Origin of the sequence: Tepidimonas sediminis (genome assembly GCF_007556605.1) — a bacterium.
Classification (GTDB): Bacteria; Pseudomonadota; Gammaproteobacteria; order Burkholderiales; family Burkholderiaceae_C; genus Tepidimonas; species Tepidimonas sediminis.
The window spans coordinates 221,740-241,139 of the sequence record NZ_VJND01000001.1 but is presented as its reverse complement, the minus strand read 5'-3'; the positions used below and the strand labels follow the sequence as shown (position 1 = coordinate 241,139).

At 73.3% G+C, this 19,400-nt stretch carries 18 protein-coding genes and 1 tRNA gene; 11 read left to right on the top strand and 8 right to left on the bottom strand.

The features are described 5' to 3' along the window. The first annotated feature begins 55 nt into the window (after positions 1 to 55). Positions 56 to 2,131, top strand: a complete 2,076-nt coding sequence (locus tag Tsedi_RS01140; protein WP_143892748.1) for a M3 family metallopeptidase — start codon at positions 56 to 58, stop codon at positions 2,129 to 2,131. Between the two features lie 41 nt (positions 2,132 to 2,172). Here the strand turns inward: Tsedi_RS01140 and rpiA are convergent, their stop codons facing one another. Continuing rightward, a complete protein-coding gene (gene rpiA / locus Tsedi_RS01135) occupies positions 2,173 to 2,877 on the bottom strand; it encodes a ribose-5-phosphate isomerase RpiA (protein ID WP_246099128.1) in 705 nt (234 codons plus the stop codon). Positions 2,878 to 2,931: 54 nt separating this feature from the next. Here rpiA and Tsedi_RS01130 point away from each other — a divergent pair, with 54 nt between their 5' ends. Further along, positions 2,932 to 3,987: a quinone-dependent dihydroorotate dehydrogenase gene (locus Tsedi_RS01130; RefSeq protein WP_143892746.1), complete on the top strand. Its 1,056-nt coding sequence runs from the start codon at positions 2,932 to 2,934 to the stop codon at positions 3,985 to 3,987. A 102-nt stretch (positions 3,988 to 4,089) separates the two neighbouring features. On the opposite strand, the gene Tsedi_RS01125 is transcribed toward Tsedi_RS01130, so the two are convergent. The 5 genes from Tsedi_RS01125 to Tsedi_RS01105 form a co-directional block, all read right to left on the bottom strand. Further along, complete coding sequence (locus Tsedi_RS01125) at positions 4,090 to 5,016, bottom strand: universal stress protein (RefSeq protein WP_185970534.1); 927 nt, start codon at positions 5,014 to 5,016, stop codon at positions 4,090 to 4,092. 5 nt (positions 5,017 to 5,021) lie between these two features. Continuing rightward, complete coding sequence (locus Tsedi_RS01120) at positions 5,022 to 6,680, bottom strand: cation:proton antiporter (RefSeq protein WP_143892742.1); 1,659 nt, start codon at positions 6,678 to 6,680, stop codon at positions 5,022 to 5,024. 83 nt (positions 6,681 to 6,763) lie between these two features. Further along, on the bottom strand, positions 6,764 to 7,900 hold the full coding sequence (locus tag Tsedi_RS01115; protein ID WP_143892740.1) for an NAD(P)/FAD-dependent oxidoreductase: 1,137 nt from the start codon (positions 7,898 to 7,900) through the stop codon (positions 6,764 to 6,766). 4 nt (positions 7,901 to 7,904) lie between these two features. Next, complete coding sequence (locus Tsedi_RS01110) at positions 7,905 to 8,411, bottom strand: disulfide bond formation protein B (RefSeq protein ID WP_143892738.1); 507 nt, start codon at positions 8,409 to 8,411, stop codon at positions 7,905 to 7,907. A 16-nt stretch (positions 8,412 to 8,427) separates the two neighbouring features. Next, positions 8,428 to 9,207, bottom strand: a complete 780-nt coding sequence (locus tag Tsedi_RS01105) for a ferredoxin--NADP reductase (protein ID WP_143892736.1) — start codon at positions 9,205 to 9,207, stop codon at positions 8,428 to 8,430. Positions 9,208 to 9,442: 235 nt separating this feature from the next. Here Tsedi_RS01105 and Tsedi_RS01100 point away from each other — a divergent pair, with 235 nt between their 5' ends. Further along, complete coding sequence (locus Tsedi_RS01100) at positions 9,443 to 9,718, top strand: oxidative damage protection protein (RefSeq protein ID WP_143892734.1); 276 nt, start codon at positions 9,443 to 9,445, stop codon at positions 9,716 to 9,718. 1 nt (position 9,719) lies between these two features. Then, complete coding sequence (gene mnmC / locus Tsedi_RS01095) at positions 9,720 to 11,687, top strand: bifunctional tRNA (5-methylaminomethyl-2-thiouridine)(34)-methyltransferase MnmC2/FAD-dependent 5-carboxymethylaminomethyl-2-thiouridine(34) oxidoreductase MnmC1 (RefSeq protein ID WP_143892731.1); 1,968 nt, start codon at positions 9,720 to 9,722, stop codon at positions 11,685 to 11,687. Between the two features lies 1 nt (position 11,688). On the opposite strand, the gene Tsedi_RS01090 is transcribed toward mnmC, so the two are convergent. Continuing rightward, positions 11,689 to 13,602: a PHA/PHB synthase family protein gene (locus tag Tsedi_RS01090; RefSeq protein WP_143892729.1), complete on the bottom strand. Its 1,914-nt coding sequence runs from the start codon at positions 13,600 to 13,602 to the stop codon at positions 11,689 to 11,691. A gap of 158 nt (positions 13,603 to 13,760) precedes the next feature. On the opposite strand from Tsedi_RS01090, the gene fdxA reads away from it, so the two are divergent. Both fdxA and Tsedi_RS01080 read left to right on the top strand, forming a co-directional pair. Continuing rightward, on the top strand, positions 13,761 to 14,090 hold the full coding sequence (gene fdxA, locus Tsedi_RS01085) for a ferredoxin FdxA (protein ID WP_143889232.1): 330 nt from the start codon (positions 13,761 to 13,763) through the stop codon (positions 14,088 to 14,090). Between the two features lie 12 nt (positions 14,091 to 14,102). Next, on the top strand, positions 14,103 to 15,167 hold the full coding sequence (locus Tsedi_RS01080) for an NAD(P)/FAD-dependent oxidoreductase (RefSeq protein WP_143892727.1): 1,065 nt from the start codon (positions 14,103 to 14,105) through the stop codon (positions 15,165 to 15,167). 27 nt (positions 15,168 to 15,194) lie between these two features. On the opposite strand, the gene thiD is transcribed toward Tsedi_RS01080, so the two are convergent. Beyond that, complete coding sequence (thiD, locus tag Tsedi_RS01075; RefSeq protein ID WP_143892725.1) at positions 15,195 to 16,058, bottom strand: bifunctional hydroxymethylpyrimidine kinase/phosphomethylpyrimidine kinase; 864 nt, start codon at positions 16,056 to 16,058, stop codon at positions 15,195 to 15,197. 43 nt (positions 16,059 to 16,101) lie between these two features. Here thiD and Tsedi_RS01070 point away from each other — a divergent pair, with 43 nt between their 5' ends. The 5 genes from Tsedi_RS01070 (at position 16,102) to Tsedi_RS01050 (ending at position 19,290) form a co-directional block, all read left to right on the top strand. Beyond that, positions 16,102 to 17,241, top strand: a complete 1,140-nt coding sequence (locus Tsedi_RS01070) for an FAD-dependent oxidoreductase (protein ID WP_143892723.1) — start codon at positions 16,102 to 16,104, stop codon at positions 17,239 to 17,241. Next, positions 17,238 to 17,447: a sulfur carrier protein ThiS gene (gene thiS / locus Tsedi_RS01065; RefSeq protein ID WP_143892721.1), complete on the top strand. Its 210-nt coding sequence runs from the start codon at positions 17,238 to 17,240 to the stop codon at positions 17,445 to 17,447. Before Tsedi_RS01070 ends, thiS begins: the two co-directional genes overlap by 4 nt. An 8-nt stretch (positions 17,448 to 17,455) precedes the next feature. Next, positions 17,456 to 18,262, top strand: a complete 807-nt coding sequence (locus Tsedi_RS01060; protein ID WP_143892719.1) for a thiazole synthase — start codon at positions 17,456 to 17,458, stop codon at positions 18,260 to 18,262. 26 nt (positions 18,263 to 18,288) lie between these two features. Then, positions 18,289 to 19,224 (top strand): thiamine phosphate synthase, encoded by a 936-nt coding sequence (locus Tsedi_RS01055; protein WP_143893044.1) that lies wholly within the window; start codon positions 18,289 to 18,291, stop codon positions 19,222 to 19,224. Beyond that, positions 19,215 to 19,290: transfer RNA gene (locus Tsedi_RS01050), tRNA-Asn, on the top strand. Before Tsedi_RS01055 ends, Tsedi_RS01050 begins: the two co-directional genes overlap by 10 nt. The last annotated feature ends 110 nt before the right edge of the window (positions 19,291 to 19,400 follow it).

Here is a 19,400-nt window from a genome sequence, read left to right as displayed (position 1 = left end):
GTGCCGCCGCCCCTGCGGCGCGCGCGGGCGCGCCAGCCGTGGCATGCTTGCGGGCATGAACACCCGCACCGATCCATCCCTGCTCGCCAACCCGCTGCTGGACTTCGACGGCCTGCCGCGCTTCGACGCGGTGCGGCCCGAGCATGTCGAGCCGGCGCTCGAGGGGTTGCTGCACGACGCCGAGACGGCGCTGGCGCGCGCCACCGCGCCGGACTTTCCCGCCGACTGGCGCGAGCTTGCCCGCACGCTGGACGTGGCCACTGAGCGGCTCGGGCGCGCCTGGGGCGTGGTCAGCCACCTCAACGCCGTGGCCGACACGCCCGCGCTGCGCGCCGCCTACAACGCGCTGCTGCCGCGCGTGACCGAGTTCTGGACGCGCCTGGGCGCCGACGAGGCGCTCTACGCCAAGTACAAGGCGCTGGATGAGACGGCGCTGGATGCCGTGCAGCGGCGCGCGCGCGAACTGGCGCTGCAGGGCTTCGTGCTCGGCGGCGCCGAGCTGCAGGGCGAGGCCAAGGCGCGCTTTGCCGCCATCCAGGAACGGCAGGCCGAACTCGCGCAAAAGTTCAGCGAGAACGCGCTCGACGCCACCGACGCCTGGACCTGTGACGCCAGCGAGGACGAGGTGGCCGGCCTGCCCGACGACGTGCGCGCCAGCGCCCGCGCCGCCGCCGAGGCCGCCGGCCAGCCGGGACGCTACCGGCTGGGGCTGAAGCTGCCGGTCTATCTGCCGGTGCAGCAGTTCGCGCACCACCGCGGCCTGCGCGAGCGGCTCTACCGCGCCTACGGCACGCGCGCCAGCGACCAGGCCGAGGGTGACCTGAAACGCTTCGACAACGGTGCCCTCATCCGCGAGTTGCTCGAGCTGCGTGCCGAGGAGGCGCGGCTGCTGGGCTTTGCCAGCTTTGCCCACCTCTCGCTCGAGCCGAAGATGGCCGAAACGCCCGAGCAGGTGCTCGGCTTCCTGCGCAACCTGGCGCGGCGCGCGCGCCCCTTCGCCGAGCGCGACGTGGCCGACATGCGCGCGTTTGCGACGCAGCAGCTGGGGCTGGCCGACCCGCAGCCGTGGGACTGGACCTACATCGCCGAGCGGCTGCGCGAGCAGCGCTACGCCTACAGCGAGCAGGAGGTCAAGCCCTATTTCCCGCTGCCGCGGGTGCTGGAGGGGTTGTTCACGATCGTCGGGCGGCTGTTCGAGCTGCGCATCGTGCCGGACGAGGCGCCGGTGTGGCATCCGTCGGTGCGCGTGTTCCGGCTGGAGCGCGACGGCGAACTGCTCGGGCAGTTCTACCTCGACCCCAGCGCCCGTGCCGGCAAGCGCGGTGGCGCCTGGATGGACGACGTGCGCGGTCGCTGGCGCCGCCCCGACGACGGCCGGCTGCAGACGCCGGTGGCGCACCTGGTGTGCAACTTCGGCGAGGGCGCCGACGGACGGCCGCCGCTGCTGACGCACGACGACGTCACCACGCTGTTCCACGAGTTCGGCCACGGGCTGCACCACCTGCTGACGCGGGTGGACGAACACGACGTGGCCGGCATCAGCGGCGTGGAGTGGGACGCGGTGGAGCTGCCGAGCCAGTTCATGGAAAACTTCTGCTGGGACTACGAGGCGCTGCAGGCCCTGAGCGGCCACGTGGACACGGATGAGCCGCTGCCGCGCGCGCTGTTCGACAAGATGCTGGCGGCGCGCAACTTCCAGAGCGGCCTGCAGCTGCTGCGGCAGGTCGAATACGCGCTGTTCGACATGCGGCTGCACCTGGAGGGCGCCCCGGGCGGCGACGTGATGGCCCTGCTGGAACAGGTGCGCGACGAGGTGGCCGTGCTGCGCCCGCCGGCCTGGCACCGCATGCCGCACACCTTCAGCCACATCTTCGCCGGCGGCTACGCGGCCGGCTACTACAGCTACCTGTGGGCCGAGGTGCTCAGCAGCGATGCGTTCGCCGCCTTCGAGGAGGCCGCCGCCGCAGGCGGCAGCGTGCTCGACGTGGCCACCGGACGGCGCTTCCGGCAGGAGATCCTGGAGGTCGGCGGCAGCCGCCCGGCGCTGCAGTCGTTCAAGGCGTTCCGCGGCCGCGAGCCGCGCATCGACGCGCTGCTGCGCCACAAGGGGCTGGCAGGCGAGCCGGTCTGAATGGGCGCGCGGGCCGCGGCGGCCCGCCGCGGCCCGGCGTCTCAGCGCCCCGGCCCGTCGAACGAGATCGTGCGTACGCCCTCGGGCGTGCCCATCAGGCAGACGTGCGCGCGCTGGTGCGCGAACACCCCCACCGTCACCACGCCTGGCCAGTCGTTGACCATGCTCTCGAAGGCCGGCGGATCGGTGATCGCAAGCCCCGTCACGTCCAGGATGTGCTGGCCGTTGTCGGTGACCAGCGGCGCACCGTCGCGCAGGCGCACGCGCGCGGTGCCGCCCAGCGCGGCGAACTGGCGGATGATGCGCTGCGTGGCCATCGGGATCACCTCCACCGGCAGCGGAAAGCGCCCGAGCGTCTGCACCCACTTGCTCTGGTCGACGATGCACACGAAGCGGCGCGCCTGCGCGGCGACGATCTTCTCGCGCGTCAGCGCCGCGCCGCCGCCCTTGATCATGAAGCCGCGCGGGTCGATCTCGTCGGCGCCGTCGACGTAGACCGCCAGCTCCTCGACCTCGTTGGCGTCGAAGACGCGGATGCCGTGCGCGCGCAGCCGCTGCGTCGTGGCCTCGGAGCTGGACACCGCGCCGACGATGCGCTCGCGCTGCTGCGCCAGCGCCTCGATGAAGTGGTTGACGGTGGAGCCGGTGCCGATGCCGATGATGTGGCCATGACCGATGTGCTCCAGCGCGGCGCGGCCCACCAGGGCCTTCAGTTCGTCCTGGGTCATCGGGGTGGCGGCGCTCATGGGCGGGACTCCTCGTCGTGCGGGATGGGGGTGGGGGAATGCGACAATTATCCGATGAGCTGGATCCCCTACGCCGCCGCCCGCGCCGTTCTGTTTCGCCTCGACCCCGAGCAGGCGCACGAGCTGACGCTGCGCTGGCTGGAGCGCGTGCAGCACACCCCGCTGATGCGCTGCCTGGCCGATGCGCGCGTCGACGACCCGGTGCAACTGGCCGGCCTGCGCCTGCCCAACCGGGTGGGGCTCGCGGCCGGCCTGGACAAGAACGCGCGCTGCATCGACGCCTGGGCGGCGCTGGGCTTCGGCTTCGTCGAGGTCGGCACCGTCACGCCGCGGCCGCAGCCCGGCAACCCGCGCCCGCGGCTGTTTCGCCTGCCGCAGGCGCAGGCGCTGATCAACCGCTTCGGCTTCAACAACGACGGGCTGGAGGCCTTCGTCGAGCACGTGCGCGCCAGCCGCGTGCGCCGCGAAGGGGCGCCCTCGCTGGTGCTGGGCCTCAACATCGGCAAGAACGCCGCCACGCCGATCGAGCGCGCGGTGGACGACTACCTGCTCGGCCTGCGGGGGGTGTACGCGCACGCCGACTACGTCACCGTCAACATCTCCAGCCCCAACACCGCCAACCTGCGCCAGCTGCAGAGCGACGCGGCGCTGGAGGGGTTGCTGGCGGCGCTGATGCAGGAGCGCGCGCGGCTGGAAGACGCGCACGGCGCGCGCAAGCCGCTGTTCGTCAAGATCGCGCCGGACCTGGATGAGGCGCAGCTCGGCGCCATCGCCGAGGCGCTGCGCCGCCACGGGGTCGATGGCGTCATCGCCACCAACACGACGCTGGCGCGCGAGGCGGTGCGCGGCCTGCCGCACGCCGAGGAAGCCGGCGGGCTGTCGGGCGCGCCGCTGGCCACCGCGAGCAACCGGGTGATCGCCGCGCTGCGCGCGCGCCTGGGGCCCGGCTACCCGATCATCGGCGTCGGCGGGATCTTGAGCGGCGCCGACGCCGCGGCCAAGCTGCGCGCCGGAGCGGACGCGGTGCAGCTTTACACCGGCCTGATCTATCGCGGCCCGGCGCTGGTGAGCGAGGTGGCGCAGGCGCTGCGCGCGGCGCGGCCAACCTGAAGGCAGCGCCACCCCGGCAACGATCGGGTCGCGATCCTGGTCGTTGGTCAACCGAAGAAGGCCGGTTGCTGACCCCAGCCGCGGCAGGCGCCGCGGGCTGGATCACCGGCCTCTACCCCCGTCGGCCCGCGCCGGCGACAGCAGCACGTCGCACGGCGCCTCGGCCAGCACGTGCTTGGTGACGCTGCCGAGCAGCAGCTCTTCCGTGGCGCTGCGGCCGTGCTTGCCGATGACGATGAGATCGCTGCCGCGGCGCTGCGCCTGCTCGACGACCGCGGCGGCGGCGTCGCCCTCGTGCAGCAGCGCCTGGTAGCGTGATGGGGGCCAGCCGGCGCGGTGCGCCAGCGCGTGCAGCTCGGCGCTGGCGTGCTGGCGTGCGCGCTCGCGGTAGCGGGCGATCACCTCGTCGTCGACGCCGGCAAAGCGCAGCTTTTCCTCGAACGGCACGGTGTAGACGTGCAGCAGCTCCACCGCCGCCTGCGGCGCGAAGCGCTGCGCCAGCTCCAGCGTTGGCGCCGACCAGGCGGAAAAGTCCACCGGCAGCAGCACGCGCCGGTAGGCGTCGGGCGCCGGCGTGCGCACCACCAGCAGCGGATGGGCGGCCTTGCGCAGCAGCCGCTCCGAGGTCGTGCCCAGCAGCAGGCGTCGCAGAGGGTTGCCGCCGCGCGCGCCGACCACGATGCAGCGCGGCTGCAGCCGCTGCGCCACGGCGACGATCTGCGCCACCGGATGCCCCTCGATCACGCACGGCTGCACGGTCACCCCATGCGCCGCGGCCAGCGCCTCGGCGCGCTGCGCCAAGGTGACCTCGGTCTGCCGCTGCACGCGCTCGGCCCCGGCGGTCGGCCCCATCCACTCGCGCAGCGCCTGCAGCCAGTCATGCGCCAGCACGTGCAGCAGCACCAGCGCGCAACCCTGCTCGCGCGCCAGCCGGGCCGCGCGCGCCTCCGCCAGCGCCGCGCCGTCCGACAGGTCGGTGGCGGCCAGCACCGCCTGCGGCGGCATGGGCGCACAGGTCGCCTCGTCCATCGTCGTCATCCTCCTTGCGGGTCCACCCCCAACAGTCCGTGCAGCCGCTCGGCGGCGTGCGCGGCGCCGTCCTCGAACGGGCGGAACACGCAGCCGACGCGGTGCCCGCGCAGCGCGGCGCCCATCTCGGCGTCGCGCACCGTCACCGCCATCTGCCCATCGTAGCCGGCCTGCCGCAAGGCGTGCAGCAGCGCGCGCACCGAGGCCGCCATCGGCAGCGTCACCACCACCCAGCGAACGCCGGCCAGCGGCAGGCCCTCGACGAAATCGACGTTCTCGGCATCGCCGTAGAGCACCGGAAGCCCCGCGCGCTGCAGGTGGCGCACCACCTCGGGATCGTGGTCGATGCCGAGCACGCGCACGCCGCGTCCGTGCAGCTGGCGCAGCAGTTCCACGCCATAGCGGCCGAGGCCGAAGATCATCACATCGGGGCGCAGCTCGCGCGCGCCGTCGTCGGGCTGCAGCTCGCGGAACGGCCGGCGGCGCTCGAACACGCCGAGCCACGGCGCCAGCCGCTCGTACAGGGGCTGCGAGTACAGGATCATGTAGGTGGACAGCGTGATCGTCACCAGGCCCACCAGCGTCGTCAGCCCCAGCGCCTCCACGCCCACATGCCCGAGCGCGATGCCCATCGCGACGAAGACGATCGAGAACTCGCTGATCTGCGCCACCGTCAGCCCGGCGAGAAAGCCGGTGCGCTTGCGGTAGCCCATCCAGCCCATGATGGCCATCACGATCAGCGGGTTGCCCACCAGCACGAACACCGACAGCACCAGCGCCGCCGGCAGCTCCTGCCCGAGCGTGGACAGATCCAGCTCCGCCCCCATGTGGATGAAGAAGAACAGCAGCAGGAAGTCGCGCACGCCGCCCAGGCGCGCGTGGATTGCCTCGCGGTAGGCCGTGGAGGCCAGCGTGAAGCCGGCGATGAAGGCACCGGCCTCCATCGAGAAACCGGCCCATTCCCCCAGCGCCGCCAGCGCCGTGCCCCAGGCCAGCGCGAACACCAGCAGCAGCTCCTGCGAGCGCGCCATCGTCGCCACCAGCCGCGGCAGCACCCAGCGCATCAGCGCCGCCACCAGCGCCACCGCCACCACGAGCCGCCCCAGCAGCGACAGCAGCGCCGGCCCCCACGCCAGCTCCTGCCCGGCCGGAGCGCGCAGCGCGCTCATCGCCATCATCGCCAGCACCACCGCCAGATCCTGCACGATCAGGAACCCCACCGCGATGCGGCCGTGCAGGCTGTCGAGCTCGCGCTTGTCGGTCAGCAGCTTGACGATGATGATGGTGCTGGAAAAGGTCAGCGCCACCGCGACGTAGAGCGCCGTCATCACGTCCTTGCCGAGCAGCAGCACCAGCACGAAGCCGCCGGCGATCGTGAACGCCAGCTGTCCCAGACCCGTGGCCAGCGCCACCGGGCCGATGTGGCGCACCTGGTGCCAATCGAGCTTGAGGCCGACGATGAACAGCAGCACCGTCACGCCGATCTGCGCCAGCAGCGCCACCTGGTCGTGCGCCTTGACCAGGCCCAGCCCGGCCGGCCCCAGGGCCAGGCCCAGCACCAGGTAGGCGATCAGCACCGGCTGGCGCAGCCGCACGAACACCGCCCCTGCCAGTGCGGCGATCAGCAACAGCGCGGCCAGCTCGGCAAACGGCGTGAGTTCCATGCCTGAACGAGCCGTCGCGGCGGGGGGTGGTTCCCGCCCGCTGCTTGACGAAGATCAAGGACGCGCACCGCGGCTGGAACCGATCAGGCGCCGGCGAGCCGCCGCACCACCTCCTCGCCCAGCGCCAGCGCGGCGGTCAGCCCCGGCGACTCGATGCCAAGCAGGTGCACGAGCCCCGCGTGGCCATGCTCGGCCGGGCCGTCGACGCGGAAATCGGGCGCCGGCTCGTGCGGGCCGTGGATCTTCGGCCGCACGCCGGCATAGGCCGGGCTCAACGCCGCCTGCGGCAGGCCCGGCCAGTAGCGCCGGATCGCCTGCACGAACGCCGCGCGCCGCCCCTCGTCGACGGCGTAGTCCAGCCGCGCCGGGTCATCGGCGTCGAGCCACTCCAGATCGGGGCCGAAGCGCGCCTGCCCCGCCAGGTCCAGCGTCAGGTGGATGCCGAGCCAGGCATCCTGCGGCGCCGGATAGACCAGGCAGTCCGCCGGGGCCGGCGCGTGCAGCGCGAAGTAGTGCCCCTTGGCGTAACGCGGCTGCGGCCAGCGTGCCGGGTCGGGGCCCGCCACCGCGCGCGCCACGTGGCAGGCCCACAGCCCGGCGGCGTTGATGAGCACGTCGGCCTGCAGCGCAAACGCCTCGCCCTGGCGCGTGCGCCCGCGCACGCGCCAGCCGCCCTGCCCCGCGCGGCCCAGCGGCTCGGCGCCCTCGAACACCGACCCCAGCGCCAGCAGGCCGCCGGCGCGCTGCAGGTCGCCCAGCAGCGCCTGCATCAGGCCGTGGCTGTCGACGATGCCGGTGGTCGGCGACACCAGCGCCGCGCGTGCCCGCAGCGCCGGAGCGCGCCGCCGCACCTCCTCGCCCGAGCGCCACTGCACCGGCACCCCGTTGGCCTCGGCGCGGCGCTGCAGCGCGTCCAGCGCCGGCAGCTGCGCGTCCTCGGTGGCCACCACCAGCTTGCCGCAGACGCGGTGCGCCACCCCGGCGCGCGCCGCGTAGTCCAGCAGCGCGTGCTTGCCCTGCACGCACAACCGCGCCTTCAGCGACCCTGGCGGGTAATACAGCCCGGCGTGGATCACCTCGCTGCTGCGCGAGCTCACCCCCTGGCCGATGGCCGCTTCGCGCTCCAGGACGACGACCTCGCGCCCGGCGCGGGCCAGCGCACGCGCCGCCGCCAGGCCCACCACGCCTGCGCCGATGACCAGCGCGCCGACACGCTCCATGCCACTAGCGCCGTCCGCCCAGCGCCAGCCCGGCCAGCAGCGCCGCCGCCAGCGCGACGAAATTCAGGAACGACCAGTTGGCGATCGTCAGGCCCAGCAGCGTCCAGTCCACCGCGCTGCAGTCACCCGTGCCACGGAAGATCATCGGGATCGCGCGGCGCAGCGGAAACGCCTCGATCATGCCGTAGAAATCGCGCCCGCAGGTCTGGATCTCGGGCGGAAACCACTGCAGCCACGACTGCCGCGCCGCCACGAACGCGCCAAACCCGGCCACAACCGCCGCCAGCGCCTGCAGCGCCAGCTGGCCCGCGCGCGGCAGCAGCGCCGCCGCAAGCGCCAGCAGCGCCACACCGACCAGCGCGTAGCGCTGCACGACGCACATGGGACACGGCTCCAGCCCGACGACGTGCTGCAGGTACAGGCCGAAGCCCAGCAACGCCAGACACCACGCCACCACCGCGGCCGGCAGCGCGCGGGGATGGTCGGCCAGCCAGCGCAGCGCAGCCCTCATCGCGGCGGTACCCCCCTCAATTGGCTTCGGCAAACGCGCGCTCGATGACGAACTGCCCCGGCGTGCTGGTGTTGCCCTCGACGAAGCCGTAACGCTCGCACATCGCCTTGAGGTCACGCAGCATCGCCGGGCTGCCGCAGATCATCACGCGGTCGGTCTCGGGGTTGAGCTGCGGCAGGCCCAGCTCGCGCGCCATCTGCCCGCTTTCCACCAGCTGCGGGATGCGCCCCTGGCGCTCGAACGGCTCGCGCGTCACGGTGGGATAGTAGCGCAGCTGCTGACGCACCATCTCGCCGAGGAACTCGTGCTGCGGCAGCTCCCGGGTGATGTAGTCGCGGTAGGCCAGCTCCGCCACCAGCCGCACGCCGTGTACCAGGATCACCTGCTCGAAGCGCTCGTAGGTGGCCGGGTCGCGGATGATGCTCATGAACGGCGCCAGCCCCGTGCCGGTGCCGAACAGATACAGGTGCTTGCCCGGCAGCAGGTAGTCGATCACCAGCGTGCCGGTGGGCTTGTGGCCGACGATGATGTGGTCGCCCGGCTGGATGTGCTGCAGGCGGCTGGTCAGCGGACCGTCGGGCACCTTGATGCTGAGGAACTCCAGGTGCTCCTCGTAGTTGGCCGACACGATGCTGTAGGCGCGCAGCAGCGGCTTGCCGTTTTCCAGCCGCAGGCCGATCATCGTGAACTGGCCGTTGAGGAAGCGCAGGCCCGCGTTGCGCGTGGTGGTGAAGGAAAACAGCCGGTCGGTCCAGTGGTGCACGCTGAGCACGCGCTCGTCGTCGAAGGCGCTCATGATCAGAACAGTCAGGCAGTGAAGGGGTCGATCGGAGGATGCCCGCCAGCGTAATACTCCCATGGGCATCCTGCCTTGACCGGGGTCAAAGGCACAGCCCACCGCGGGCCGCCGCGCCGTGGGGTACAGTGTCGAGTTGTTCCGATCGTACCAAAGCCGTCATGCCCGTCGAGCCAAGGTCTCATGACCGCAGGTCATGAAGGCTCGCAGGCGGCATCCACACAGGAGTTTGCCCATGGCACGCATGGTTCGCTGCATCAAGCTCGGCATCGAGGCCGAAGGTCTGGACTTTCCGCCCTACCCCGGCGAGCTGGGCAAGCGCATCTACGACAACGTCAGCAAGCAGGCGTGGCAGGAGTGGCTGCGCCACCAGACCATGCTGGTCAACGAGAACCGGCTGAATCTCGCCGACGCGCGCGCGCGCCAGTACCTGGCGCGGCAGATGGAAAAGCACTTCTTCGGCGAGGGCGCCGACGTGGCGGCGGGCTACGTGCCGCCCACCAACGGCTGACGTGACCGGCGTCGTCGAGTGGCTGCCGGACGGCACCCCGCACAGTCCGCGCTACGGGGACATCTACCGCAGCCGCGGCGCCGACGGCCACGGTGGCCTGGCGCAGGCGCGGCACGTGTTCCTGCGCGGCTGCGGCCTGCTGCCTGACGGCGCCCAGGAGGCCGCGGCCTGGGCCGGTGCCCCGCGCTGGCACGTGCTGGAAAACGGGTTCGGGCTGGGGCTCAACTTCCTGGCCACGTGGCTGGCGTGGCGCAATGACCCGGCCGCGCCAGCGGTGCTGTTCTACACCGGCATCGAGGCGCACCCCTGCACGGCGGACGACGTGCGGCGCAGCGCCGCGGTATTCGCGGAGCTGGCGCCGCTGGTGCCGCGGCTGGCCGCGGCGTGGCGCGGGCTGCTGCCGGGCGTGCACCGCTGGACGTGGGCCGACGCGGGCCCGGACGGCGCGCCGCGCACACTGCATCTGACGCTGTGCGTGGGCGAGGCGGCGCACTGCCTGCCGGCGCTGGACGTGGCGGTCGACAGCGTCTACCTGGACGGCTTCGATCCGGCGCGCAACCCGGCGATGTGGGCGCCCCCGGTGCTGCGCGCGGTGGCACGGCTGTGCCGGCGCGGCGCGCGCCTGGCCACCTGGAGCGTGGCCCGCGCCGTGCGCGACGGCCTGGCGCAATCCGGCTTCACGGTGACCAAGGCAGCCGGCCTGCCGCCCAAGCGCGAGTGCCTGCGCGCCGTGTTCGACCCGCCGTGGCAGCCGCGGCGCACCCTGCGCGCGAGTCTGCCCTGCGCGGCCGAGCCCGGCGCCGCCGCCATCGTCGGCGGCGGGCTGGCCGGTGCCGCGGCGGCCTTCAGCCTCGCGCAGCGCGGCTGGCACGTCACGGTGCTGGACCGCGCCGCCGATCCCGCCGCTGGCGCCTCCGGCCTGCCGGTGGGGTTGCTGGCGCCGCACACCTCCCCGGACGATGCGCCGCTGTCGCGGCTGACGCGCGCCGGGCTGGCGCTCACGCGCCAGCGCGCCGAAGCGCTGCTGGCCGAGGGGCAGGACTGGGGTGCCAGCGGGGTGCTGGAGCACCGCGTCGAGGACAAGCACGCCCTGCCAGAGGCCGCGCGCTGGCAGCCCTGGGGCCTGGACTGGAGCCGCGCGGCCGACGCCGGCCAGTGCCGCCCCGCCGGCCTGCCGCCCGATGCACCGGGGCTGTGGCATGCGGCAGGCGGCTGGCTGCGTCCGGCGCGGCTGGTGCAGGCGCAGCTGCAGGCTGCCGGCGCCGTCTGGCGCGGCGGCGCGGAGGTGGCGGCGCTGCAACCCAACCCCTCCGGCGGCTGGCGGCTGCTGGACGGCCAAGGACGCAACCTGCTCGAGGCCGACCTCGTCGTGCTGGCCGCGGGCCACGCCACCCGCGCCCTGTTGCAGGCGCTGGGCACGGATGCGCCGCTGCACGCCCTGCGCGGGCAGGTCGCCTGGGGCGCGATGGCCGCGCTGCCCGAGGCCAGCGCCGCGGCGCTGCCGCCGTTTCCGGTCAACGGCCACGGCTCGCTCGTCGCGGGCGTGCCGGCCGGACCGCGGGGCGAAGCGATCTGGTGCATGGGCTCGACCTTTCTGCGCGGCCGCACCGACACCGCCCCGACCGTGGAGGAGCACGCCGCCAATCTGGCCAGGCTGCAGCGGCTGCTGCCCGCCGCGGCCGAGGCGCTGGCCCCGCACTGGGCGGCGGCGCAGACCTGGGCCGGCGTGCGCTGCACGCTGCCGGACCGCTTCCCGGCCGTCGGGGCGGCGGATCCCGAGCGGCTGCCCGGCCTGTGCGTGCTGACCGGGCTGGGCGCGCGCGGGCTGACGCTGTCGGTGCTGGGCGGCGAGGTGCTGGCGGCCGAGTTGCAAGGCGAGCCCTGGCCCGTGGAGCGTTCGTTGGCGCAGGCCCTACTGGCCCGGCGCTTTGCCGCCCCGCGCGGGCGAGGCGGCGCGGGCGGGGGCTGATTCAGTCGCCGTAGCGCACCATCACGTAGCGGCCCGGCGCCGGCCCGAGCGCCGGATCCTGCGGCGGCTGGCGGGCCGGCACCTCCTGCCCGCTGCCCTGCTGCTTCAGCCACGCCGACCACGACGGCCACCAGCTGCCCTCCAGCCGCGGCGCGGCGGCCAGCCATTCGTCCGGCGTGCGCCACGGGTGGTCCGCCGGCGTCGTCAGCAGGTGGTGGTAGCGCCCGCGGTGCCCCGGCTCCGACACGATGCCGGCGTTGTGCCCGCCGTTGGTCAGCGCAAAGGTCACGTCGGCCGAGACCAGGTGGTGGATCTTGTACACCGAGCGCCATGGCGCCACGTGGTCCTTGACGGTGCCGACCGCGAACACCGGCACGCGGATGTCGCGCAGCGCGATCGGCTGCCCCTCGAACTGGAAGCGCCCCTCGGCCAGGTCGTTGTTCAGGTAGCAGCCGCGCAGGTACTGGCTGTGCATCACCGCCGGCAGGCGCGTCACGTCGGCGTTCCACGCCATCAGATCGTTGCCGACCTCGTCCTCGCCGAGCAGCCAGCGCCGCGTCTGGCTGGACCAGACCAGCTCGCGCGAGTGCAGGAACTGGAACGACCCGGCCATCTGCTGCCCGGTCAGGTAGCCGCGCGCGGCCATCATGTCCTCCAGCAGCCGCACCTGCGCCTCGTCGATCAGGATGCCGAGCTCACCGGGCTCCTTGAAGTCGGTCTCGGCCGCCAGCAGCGTCAGACTCGCCAGCACCTCCTCTTCGGTACCTTCCACCGCGCGCTGGCAACCCAGCCGCGCATCGCCGCCGCCCAGCGCCGCCGCGGCGATGGCGGCGAACGTCCCGCCCAGGCAATAGCCCATCAGGTGCACCGGCGCGCCGGTGGCGCAGCGCACGTGGTCCAGCGCCGCCAGCACGCCGTCGCGCACGTAGTCGTCCATGCCCAGCAGCGCGTCGTCCTCGTCCGGGTTCTTCCACGAGACGATGTAGACCGTGTGGCCCTGCCCGACCAGCCAGCGCACCAGCGAGTTGTGCGGCGACAGGTCGAGGATGTAGTACTTCATGATGCACGACGGGATCACGAGCACCGGCTCGCGCTGCACCGTCGGCGTCGTCGGCGCGTACTGGATCAGCTCGATCAGCGCGTTGCGCAGCACCACCTGGCCCGGCGTGGTGGCCAGCCCCCGGCCGGGGGCGAGTTCGGGGTCGAAGCGCCGCGGCGGCGACTGCAGCCCCAGGCGCCACTGCACGTCCTCCACCATGCGGCCCCAGCCCTTGACGAGCGACTGGCCGCCCGTCTCCCAGGCGCGCTGCAGCGCCTGCGGGTTGGTCCACAGCACGTTGCTCGGCGCCCAGGCGTCCAGCCACTGGCGGCCGTAGAAGCGCATCTGCTCGCGGCTGTGCGGCTGCATGCCGCGCAGCGCCGCGGCCTGCTGCCACCACAGCTCCAGCGCCTTGCCGGCGCCGGCCAGCGCCCACCACGGCCAGCGCTGCCACGCCGGGTCGGCGTAGCGCGCGTCCTCGGCCAGCGCTTGCGCCAGCGGGCTTTCGGCCTGCGGCTGCGGCGCTGTGCTGCCTGCCGCCTCGGTCGGCGCGTCGGGCTGCCGCACCGCCGGCAGCGACGCGGCGGCCGTGCGCGCCCAGGCGCGCCATGCTTCCTGCCACCAGGCATGCGCCAGCTCAGCCGCCTGGCGTGACAGGCGCCACTGCGAGCCCGGCGAGCTGGCCAGGTGCAGCGCCCAGTCGGTGGCCGCCAGCGCCAGCGAAATCGGCGAGATGCCGCTCCACAGCTGCGCCATCAGCACCGAGGCCTGCCGGTCGAGCGCGTGACCGTCGTCGTCGGCGCGGCGGTGGCCGGCCGGCCACGCTGCCGCGGCGCCCGTCGGGGCGTCATGATCAAGACGTCGGGGATGCAGCATGGAACCTCCTGCGGCGGCTTATACCCGCACCGTATGTCAGCATGATGATCCACGTCAAGCCACCGCCAGCGGCCGACCGCCTACAATTCGCCCCTCTGTCGGGGCCGCGGGCACGACCGTCGCGACGGCCTGCCGGCCCGCCGAAGGAACACGCCATCATGACCCACGTCGTCACCGAAGCCTGCATCGCCTGCAAGTACACCGACTGCGTCGACGTCTGCCCGGTGGACTGCTTCCGCGAGGGCCCCAACTTCCTGGCCATCGACCCCGATGAGTGCATCGACTGCGCGGTGTGCATTCCGGAGTGCCCGGTCGGCGCCATCTACGCCGAGGAAGATGTGCCGCGCGACCAGCAGCACATGATCGCCCTCAACGCCGAGCTGGCCAAGCTGCCGACCTGGAAGAGCATCACCAAGCGCAAGGCGCCGCTGCCGGACGCGGACAAGTACAAGGACATGACCGGCAAGCTGCACCTGCTGCAGCGCTGAGCCCGGCTCCCCATGGCCACAGCGGCCGCAGCCGTCATCGACACCGACGTCGTCGTCATCGGCGCCGGGCCGGCGGGGCTGTATGCGGCCTTCCAGCTCGGGCTGCAGGAGCTGGACACCCACGTCGTCGACAGCCTGCCGCACGCGGGCGGCCAGTGCGCCGAGCTCTACCCCGACAAGCCGATCTACGACGTCCCCGGTCTGCCGGCGGTCAGCGGGCGCGAGCTGACGCAGCGGCTGTTGCAGCAGCTGCGGCCGCTGGCCGTCCCGCTGCACTTGGGACAGGTGGTGGCGCACCTGCAGGCGGACGGGGTCGACGCACCGTCCGCGCCCGGGCGCTGGCGCCTGCGCACCGCGGGTGAGCTGCAGTTTGCGGCGCGCGCCGTCGTGATCGCCGCCGGCGTGGGCGCCTTCCTGCCGCGGCGGCTGGCGGTGCCGGGCCTGCAGGCTTGGGAAGGCACGCAGGTGCATTACGACGACCCGCCGCCTCAGAGCTGGCTGGACCGACACGTGGTCGTCACGGGCGGCGGCGAGGCCGCCGTGCGGCTGGCACTGCGTCTGGCCGAGGCAGGCGCCGCACGCGTCACGCTGCTGCACCGCACCGACCGCTTCGCGATCGAGGCGGCGCTGGATGAGCAGCTGCAGTCGGCCATTGGCGCGGGCTGGATCCGGCTGTGCCTGGGGCAGCCGATCGGCGCGCTGGCCGGCGAGGACGGCTCGCTGCAGGCGCTGGAGATCGCCACCGAGCGCGACGAGCGCCTGAGCCTGCCGCTTGACCTGCTGCTGCCGCGGCTCGGCCTGCACCCGCGCCTGGGGCCGATCGCCGACTGGGGGCTGGCGCTGGAGCGCAAGCACCTGCTGGTCGATCCGCTCACGCTGCAGACCTCGCATTCCGGCATCCACGCCATCGGCGACGTCGTGCACTACCCCGGCAAGCGCAAGCTGATCGTGTGCGCGTTCCACGAGGCGACCCTGGCGGCCTTCGCGATCGCCGAGCGCCTGCGCGGCGGGCCGGTGCCGCTGGAGTACACGACCACCAGCCCGCGGCTGCTGGCGCTGCTGCGCGGGGCGGGCTGAGGGCGCCGCGGACGGACCCCCAGGCCGTCAGCGCAGCAGCCGCATCGGCACCGGCGCCCAGCCGTGGTTCAGCGGCCCGCTGCCCTGCCCGGTGCGCACGTGGGCACCGGCCTGCAGCGCCCCGCGCACCCAGCCGTGTGCCGACTGCACCGCCTCCTCCAGCGTCTGGCCCAACGCGAGGAACGAGGCGATCGCCGACGACAGCGTGCAGCCGGTGCCGTGCTGGTTGGGGCTGGCGATGCGCTCGCCGCGCAGCCATGTCCAGTAGGCGGGTGGCTCACCGGCCAGCGCCAGCACGTCGGTGACGACCTCCCCGCTGAGGTGTCCGCCCTTGAGCAGCACCGCGCGCGCCCCCAGCGCCAGCAGATCGGCCGCAGCCTGCTCCAGTTGCGCCTCCTCGCTCAGCGCCCGCCCGAGCAGCAGCGCGGCCTCGTCCAGGTTGGGCGTCACCAGCGCCGCGCGCGGGAATAGCTCACCGACCAGCCGCTCGATCGTGGCGGGCTCGATCAGCGTGTCGCCGCTGGTGGCCACCATCACCGGATCGAGCACCACGTTGGGCAGACGGTACGTGTCGATCGCCCACGCCACCGCATCGACGATGTCGGGCGCGTGCAGCATGCCGATCTTGACCGCATCGACCCCGATGTCCTCCACCACCGCGGCGATCTGCTCCTTCAGGAACGAGGCCGGCACCGGGTGGATGGCACGCACCCCCACGGTGTTCTGCGCCGTCAGCGCGGTGATGGCCGTCATGCCATAGCAGCCCAGCGCCGCGATGGTCTTGAGGTCAGCCTGGATGCCGGCGCCACCGCCGGAATCGCTGCCGGCAATCGACAGCACACGCGGGTAGCGCCACGGTTCGGGGTGGGCCAGCTCATCGAGGTGCGACATGGATCAAATCATACGCCGACGGGGCTGGGGTACGATCAGCGCCATGCCCGCTGCCCACACTGCGCTGATCCTGGGGGCCGGCCTGCTGGGCCGGCTGCTGGCCGTGACGCTGGCGCGCGCCGGCTGGCGCGTCGAAGTGGCCGAAGCCTGCGCCGATGCCCGGCAGGCCGGTGGCGCCGCCCGCGTGGCCGCTGCCATGCTGGCGCCGCTGGCGGAATCCGCCGTCACCGAGCCCAACGTCGTGGCGATGGGCCGCTACGCGTTGCCGCGCTGGCGCGAGCTGTGCGCCCAGCTGCCCGAGCCGGTGTTCTTCCAGCAGAACGGCACGCTGATCCTCTGGCACCGCCAGGATGCGCGCGAGGCCAACCGCTTCGAGGCGCTGCTGCGTGCCACCGCCAGTCGCCTGTCTGATCTCCCCGTGCCGCAGCCACTGGACGCCGCGCGGCTGGCCGAGGTCGAGCCGGCAGTGGCGGGCCGCTTCACGCAGGGCCTCTACCTGCCGGACGAAGGCCAGCTCGACGGCCGTCAGCTGCTGGCGGCGCTGCTGGCCGAGCTGCGACGGCGCGGCGTGCCGATCCACTGGGGCCGCTCGCTGACACTGGCGCAGGCGCAGGCGTGGCAGCGCGATCACCCGGGCGCCTGGGTGCTGGACTGCCGGGGCCTGGGCGCACGTGACGAATGGCCGCGCGACGCCGCCCCCGGCGCCGGTCCGCTGCGCGGCGTGCGCGGCGAGGTCGTGCGCCTGCACGCGCCGGACGTGACGCTGCAGCGCCCCACGCGGCTGCTGCACCCGCGCTACCCGATCTACATCGCGCCCAAGGAAGACCACCGCTTCGTCATCGGCGCCACCGAGATCGAGGCCGACGACCGCTCGCCCGCGAGCGTGCGCTCGACGCTGGAGCTGCTGAGTGCCGCCTACGCCGTGCACCCGGGCTTTGCCGAGGCGCGCATCCTGGAGCTCAACACCGAGTGCCGCCCGACCCTGCCGGACAACCTGCCGGCGGTGCGGCTGGCCGCACCGCGCGTGCTGCAGGTCAACGGCCTGTACCGGCACGGCTACCTGATCGCCCCGGCGGTGCACGACGCCGTCGTGGAATTCATCCAGCACGGCACGCGCTCCCTGGCCGCTCGGCTGGGCCTGACCTTCGTCGACGAGCGCCTGGCGCAGGAGCTGCCGGCATGAACGTCGAGCTCAACGGCCGCCCGCTGCCGCTGCCCGACGGCGCCACCGTGGCCGACGCGGTGGCGTGCGCCGAGCGCGAGCTGGACCTGCGCCCGCCCTTTGCCGTGGCGCTGAACCTGCAGTTCGTGCCACGGGCACAATACGCGGCCACCCCCCTGCGCGAGGGGGACCGCCTCGAAATCATCACCCCGATCACCGGGGGCTGACCCCGCCCATGACCGATACCAACGACGACGATGCGCTGACGCTGTACGGGCAGCCCTTCGGCTCCCGCCTGATGCTGGGCACCTCCCGCTACCCCTCCCCCGCCGTGCTGGAGCAGGCGGTGCACCGCGCGCGCCCCTGCATGCTGACCGCCTCGCTGCGGCGCCACGGGGCGCTCGGCGCCGATGCCAGCCACGGTTTCTGGCAGCTGCTGCAGCGGCTGGGCATCCCGGTGCTGCCCAACACCGCCGGCTGCCACAGCGTGCAGGAGGTCATCACCACCGCCGAGATGGCACGCGAGGTCTTCGCCACCGACTGGATCAAGCTGGAGCTGATCGGCGACGACTACACCCTGCAGCCCGACACGCTGCAGCTGCCCACCGCCGCCGCCGAGCTGGTGCGCCGCGGCTTCAAGGTGCTGCCATACTGCACCGAGGATCTCGTGCTGTGCCAGCGGCTGCTGGACGTCGGCTGCCAGGCCGTCATGCCGTGGGCTGCACCGATCGGCACCGGCCAAGGGCCGGTCAACCCGTACGCGCTGCGGCTGCTGCGCGAGCGGCTGCCGGACGTGCCGCTGATCGTCGACGCAGGCCTGGGGCGGCCTTCGCACGCCTGCCAGGTGATGGAGTGGGGCTTTGACGCCGTGCTGCTCAACACCGCAGTGGCGCTGGCGCGCGACCCGGTGGCGATGGCCGGTGCTTTCGCCGACGCGGTGATCGCCGGCCGCGCCGCCTGGCGCGCCGGCGCCATCGAGCCACAGACCGCCGCCCAGCCCAGCACCCCGGTGCTCGGCACCCCGTTCTGGCACCAGGCCTGACCCCACCTTGCCCCATGCCCGCCCGAATGCGCCTTTCGGACCCTGAAGCGGCCGTCGCCGCCATCGTCGCCGCCCATGCCGACAAGGCCATCGCGCGCGACGCCGACCCCGAAGCCTGCGCCACCGACGGCAGCGTGTATGCCGTCACCTACGCCGCGGCGCGCCGTCTCGGCTTCGTGCCAGACGATGCCGCCGTATTGGCCAGCGCCTGGGTACGCCGCACGGCGCGCCTGGGCTTCGACCCGCGCGACTGGCCCGACGACGCGGCACAGGACTTCGGCCTGGCCCTGCCCCCGGCGCCGTTTGCGCCCTGCCCGCCCGAGCTCGGCCTGTACGCCGTGCTGCCCGACGCCGCCTGGGTGGCGCGCATGGCCGCCGCCGGCGTGCCGACGCTGCAGCTGCGCTTCAAGCACGACGACCCGGCGCGCATCGCCGCCGAGGTGGAGGCCGCGGTGCGTGCCGTGCAGGGCACGCCGGCGCGTCTCTTCATCAACGACCACTGGCGCGCCGCGCTGCAGGCTGGCGCCTGGGGCGTGCACCTGGGCCAGGAAGACCTGCAAACCCTCTCCCCCGACGACATCGCCACGCTGCGCGCAAGCGGGCTGCGGCTCGGCATCAGCACCCACGGCTACGCCGAGATGGTGCGCGCCTGGCGGCTCGGCCCCAGCTACCTCGCGCTCGGCGCGGTCTACCCGACGACGCTGAAGGCCATGCCCACCGCCCCGCAGGGCCCGGGGCGGCTGCGCGCCTATGCGCGGCTGGCGCAGCGCCTGCCGACGGTGGCCATCGGCGGTATCGGGCTGGAGCAGCTGCCGGAGGTGGCCGCAAGCTGCGTCGGCTCCTTCGCCGTGGTGCGCGCGCTGGTGCAAGCCGCTGACCCCGAGGCCGCCGCGCGCGAGCTGATGCGGCGCTGGCAGGCCTTGCGCAGCGGCTATAATGCAGGGCTGACCGATCCCCGATAGCTCAGTCGGTAGAGCGCCGGACTGTTAATCCGTAGGTCCCTGGTTCGAGCCCAGGTCGGGGAGCCAACGAAATCGACGACTTGGCCCGCCTCCGTGCGGGCTTTTTCGTGGCCGCAAGGGGTTTTGCTGCATTTTTGCTGCACGACTTGACTAGTTTTTTGCGGGGCGGTGTCAGG

What these genes read in the sequence shown, in the direction of transcription:
- Tsedi_RS01140 (WP_143892748.1), top strand. Translation starts at nt 56, where the DNA reads ATGAACACCCGCACCGATCCATCCCTGCTCGCCAACCCGCTGCTGGAC.
- rpiA (WP_246099128.1), bottom strand. Translation starts at nt 2,877, where the DNA reads ATGAGCGCCGCCACCCCGATGACCCAGGACGAACTGAAGGCCCTGGTG.
- Tsedi_RS01130 (WP_143892746.1), top strand. Translation starts at nt 2,932, where the DNA reads ATGAGCTGGATCCCCTACGCCGCCGCCCGCGCCGTTCTGTTTCGCCTC.
- Tsedi_RS01125 (WP_185970534.1), bottom strand. Translation starts at nt 5,016, where the DNA reads ATGGACGAGGCGACCTGTGCGCCCATGCCGCCGCAGGCGGTGCTGGCC.
- Tsedi_RS01120 (WP_143892742.1), bottom strand. Translation starts at nt 6,680, where the DNA reads ATGGAACTCACGCCGTTTGCCGAGCTGGCCGCGCTGTTGCTGATCGCC.
- Tsedi_RS01115 (WP_143892740.1), bottom strand. Translation starts at nt 7,900, where the DNA reads ATGGAGCGTGTCGGCGCGCTGGTCATCGGCGCAGGCGTGGTGGGCCTG.
- Tsedi_RS01110 (WP_143892738.1), bottom strand. Translation starts at nt 8,411, where the DNA reads ATGAGGGCTGCGCTGCGCTGGCTGGCCGACCATCCCCGCGCGCTGCCG.
- Tsedi_RS01105 (WP_143892736.1), bottom strand. Translation starts at nt 9,207, where the DNA reads ATGAGCGCCTTCGACGACGAGCGCGTGCTCAGCGTGCACCACTGGACC.
- Tsedi_RS01100 (WP_143892734.1), top strand. Translation starts at nt 9,443, where the DNA reads ATGGCACGCATGGTTCGCTGCATCAAGCTCGGCATCGAGGCCGAAGGT.
- Tsedi_RS01090 (WP_143892729.1), bottom strand. Translation starts at nt 13,602, where the DNA reads ATGCTGCATCCCCGACGTCTTGATCATGACGCCCCGACGGGCGCCGCG.
- fdxA (WP_143889232.1), top strand. Translation starts at nt 13,761, where the DNA reads ATGACCCACGTCGTCACCGAAGCCTGCATCGCCTGCAAGTACACCGAC.
- Tsedi_RS01080 (WP_143892727.1), top strand. Translation starts at nt 14,103, where the DNA reads ATGGCCACAGCGGCCGCAGCCGTCATCGACACCGACGTCGTCGTCATC.
- thiD (WP_143892725.1), bottom strand. Translation starts at nt 16,058, where the DNA reads ATGTCGCACCTCGATGAGCTGGCCCACCCCGAACCGTGGCGCTACCCG.
- Tsedi_RS01070 (WP_143892723.1), top strand. Translation starts at nt 16,102, where the DNA reads ATGCCCGCTGCCCACACTGCGCTGATCCTGGGGGCCGGCCTGCTGGGC.
- thiS (WP_143892721.1), top strand. Translation starts at nt 17,238, where the DNA reads ATGAACGTCGAGCTCAACGGCCGCCCGCTGCCGCTGCCCGACGGCGCC.
- Tsedi_RS01060 (WP_143892719.1), top strand. Translation starts at nt 17,456, where the DNA reads ATGACCGATACCAACGACGACGATGCGCTGACGCTGTACGGGCAGCCC.
- Tsedi_RS01055 (WP_143893044.1), top strand. Translation starts at nt 18,289, where the DNA reads ATGCGCCTTTCGGACCCTGAAGCGGCCGTCGCCGCCATCGTCGCCGCC.